The following is a 3525-nucleotide window of genomic DNA, read 5'->3' on the forward strand; positions in this document are numbered from 1 at the left end:
GCCTTCTTGCGCAGGGAGGGCGCTCAGGAAATCAGCGGTTGGCGGCAATGAGTTGCGAAAGCTCCTCACGCTCTTCGCCCGTCAGTTCTGTCAGTGGGCTGCGTACCTTGCCGGCCCCGCGGCCAACCAGATCGGCGCCGGCCTTGACCATGGAAACGGCATAGCCGCGCTTGCGGTCGCGCAGTTCGATCAGGGGCAGGTAGAAGTTCTTGAGCAGGGTTTCGATCGTTGCCGCATCGCGGGCGCGCACGGCTCTATAGAAGCGCAGGGCCAGTTCCGGCACGAAGTTGAACACGGCCGAGGAATAGGTGGTGACGCCCATTTCGAGATAGGGCTGGGCAAAGACTTCGGCGGTCGGCAGGCCGCCGATATGCACCATGCGGTCGCCGATCAGGGTCGAGATTTTGACCATGAGCTGCAGGTCGCCAATGCCGTCCTTGTAGCCGATAAGGTTGGGGCACATTTCGGCCAGTTTTGCGAGGGATTGCGGCGTCAGTCTGGTGTTGTCGCGGGCGTAATAGATGACGCCGATATCGACCGCGTCGCAGATGGCCTTCATGTGGGCGATGATGCCTTCCTGCTCGGCAAACATCAGATAATGCGGCAGGACCAGGATGCCGGCTGCACCAGCCTTTTCGGCGCGCTTTGCCAGCTCGACCGCCATGCGCGTGCCATAGCCTACGCCGGCCAGCACCGGCACGCCGGGCGCGGCATTATTCACGGCCGTGCTGATGATGTCGTCATATTCCCCATCATAGCCGATCGAGAAGAACTCCCCCGTACCGCCCGCTGCGAAGAGGCCCGCCGAGTCATAGGAGGACAGCCATTGCAGCCGCTTGGCGTAGGAATTGCGATCGAACTCGCCTGCGGCATCGAAGTCGGTCACCGGAAATGACAAGAGGCCCGAGCCGATCTTGGTCTTGAGTTCGTCGAAGTTCACGTCCGGCCTCCTGCGGGGCAATTAGTCATACTTCTTTCTGTATGCATGGCCAGAGCCGGCCTGTCAACGGCATGTGAAATGTCGCTTCTCAAAAGAAGTATGATTGATTGTTGACATTGCAATTGCAGTCATACAAGAGTGCGGACCTCAGCAATCGCCAGGAACGGTACATCCGCCGGCGAAATCAGTCTGATGGGAGGGAAAATTGAAACATTTGAGGGTAGCCGCCCTGGCGGGAATCTCGCTCGTGACGCTGGGGAGCGTCGCGGCATTTGCGCAGCAATATCAACAGTCTCCGGCGCTCGATGGGCTGGATCTGCCACCCGTGGCCGAGCGCGTCGGCAGTGATCCGCGCGTCGTCACGCCCGTCAGTGAAGTCGGCAAATATGGCGGCACCTTCCGCGGCGGCATGGTGGGCGGCAACGACCGCAACATGCTTTTCACCTACTTTGGTTACGAGCCGCTGCTCACCTGGGATGCCGACTGGTCCGGCGACGTTTACCCAAATATTGCAAGCGCTTACACGGCGAGTGAAGATAGCAAGTCCTTCACCTTTACCCTCCGTGAGGGCATGAAATGGTCGGACGGCACCCCCTTTACGGCCGATGACATCGCCTTCTTCATCGAAGACGTTCTGCCCGATGAAAAGCTCTTCCCCACCAAGCCGGGCTGGCTGACGGTCGAAGGCGAATTGCCAACGATTTCGGTGACTTCGCCGACCGAATTCACCATTTCCTGGACGAAACCCAACGGGCTTTTCATCATTAACGCCGCCAGCGTCTATGGTGTGCAGTTGGCGCTGTTGAACAAGGCCTATTGCAGCCAGTTCATGCCCAAATACAACCCGGATGCGGACGCCAATGCCAAGGCAGCCGGGGTCGCTGACTGGGCCGAGCACATGACCAATATGTGCGGCGTCGGCATCGAGAACATCCAGCGCTGGCGCAATCCCGAGCGCCCGACGCTCGAAGCATGGCACATCACCGAGCCCTATGTGGCCGGCGCCACCCGCGTTTCGTTCGAACGCAATCCCTATTACTGGAAGGTCGACACGGCCGGAAACCAGTTGCCCTATATCGATGGGCTCAGCATTTCGGTGAATGCCGAAGCACAGACGCTGCTGCTCAGCGTTCTGGCCGGCGAAATCGACTATGAAGTGCGCCACACGGCCAATGCCTCGAACCTACCGGTTCTTGCAGAGGGAACTGAAGCGGGAAATTTCTACATTTCCCCGCGAGAATCCCGCGTCGGCAATTCGCTCGCCGTTTCGGTCAATCTCAACTCGCATGATGCGGTGAAGGCCGAAATCTTTGGCAACAAGGATTTCCGCGTGGCGCTATCGCATGCGCTTGATCGTGTCGCCATCATCGACACCCTGTTCCTGGGGCAGGGTACGCCGCAGCAGGTGTCGCCGCGCGAAGGCACGCCTTTCTACAATGAACGCCTCGCGACCCAATACCTCGAATACAATGTCGACGAGGCCAACCGCCTGCTCGACTCCATCGGCCTCGACAAGCGCGGCGGCAATGGCTTCCGCCTGGCGCCCGATGGCAGCCCGCTGGTGGTCAATGTCGCGGCGGTGACGGCGCTCGGCGCCAATGCCGATGCGGCTGAATTGCTGGTGCAGTATTGGCAGGCCGTGGGCATCGATGCGCGGTTTTCGGCGCAGGATCGCACGCGCTTCTATGAGGAAAAGACCGCGAGCCAGCACGACATCGTCGTCTGGGGCGCTACGTCCGGCGGCATCGACGTCTTCATCGATCCGCGCGACTACTTCCCGTTCTCGACCGAGTCCAACTTCGCAGTCGATTGGGCAAAATACTATATCGGCGATGGTGGCACCGAGCCGCCCGAATACGTCAAGGAGCAGTGGGCGCTCTACGACCAGATCAAGGGCACGTCGAACTCTGAAGAGCAGGCTGCGCTCTTCCAGCAATTGCTTGAGATCACGGCGGACCAATTCTACCAGATCGGCATCAGCACGGCCATTCCGGGGCTGGCGGTGGTCTCCAACAATCTCGGCAACGTGCCGGCGGATACGCCAACGGGCTGGATCCACCCCGATCCGGGCACGCTCAATACCGAGCAGTTCTACTTCAAGAACTAACCCTGTCTTCTTGCCCGGCCGGTCTTCCGGCCGGGTTCCTCGACCAAGGGATCGCTGTCCATGCTGATCTTCATTCTCAAACGGATAGCCGGAATGATCCCGGCCATGTTTGCGATCTCGCTACTCGCCTTCACCGTCATCCAATTGCCGCCCGGCGACTACGTCTCGACCTATGCGGCCCAGATCGCCCAGACCGGCGAGGCCGTCGACAGCGCCGTGCTGGCCAATCTGCGCGAGCGCTATGGGCTCGGCGAAAACATCGCCGTGCAATATTTCAAATGGATCGGCGGCATTGTCCGCGGGGATTTCGGCCAGAGCTTTGAGTGGAACCAACCGGTGACCGAGCTGGTCTGGGGCCGCATGGGGATGACGGCGCTGATCTCGTTCCTGACGCTGATCACCATGTGGGCGGTGTCCCTGCCCATCGGCATCATCTCGGCAGTGCGCCAATATTCGGTCATTGATTATCTGACGACGA

General features: G+C 60.1%; 3 protein-coding genes. 2 read left to right on the forward strand and 1 reads right to left on the reverse strand.

Features of this window, described 5'->3' with window-relative positions:
• Positions 1-31 precede the first annotated feature (31 nt).
• Positions 32-940 carry a 5-dehydro-4-deoxyglucarate dehydratase gene (gene kdgD / locus ABW043_RS14935; protein ID WP_353921993.1) on the reverse strand — a complete coding sequence of 303 codons (909 nt, stop codon included), beginning with the start codon at positions 938-940 and terminating at the stop codon, positions 32-34.
• 205 nt (positions 941-1145) lie between these two features.
• Here kdgD and ABW043_RS14940 point away from each other — a divergent pair, with 205 nt between their 5' ends.
• A complete protein-coding gene (locus tag ABW043_RS14940; RefSeq protein WP_353921994.1) occupies positions 1146-3047 on the forward strand; it encodes an ABC transporter substrate-binding protein in 1902 nt (633 codons plus the stop codon).
• Between the two features lie 60 nt (positions 3048-3107).
• A partial coding sequence (locus ABW043_RS14945; RefSeq protein ID WP_353921995.1) for an ABC transporter permease occupies positions 3108-3525 on the forward strand: 418 nt, incomplete at its 3' end.

The organism is Devosia sp. (genome assembly GCF_040509215.1).
Lineage (GTDB): Bacteria > Pseudomonadota > Alphaproteobacteria > Rhizobiales > Devosiaceae > Devosia.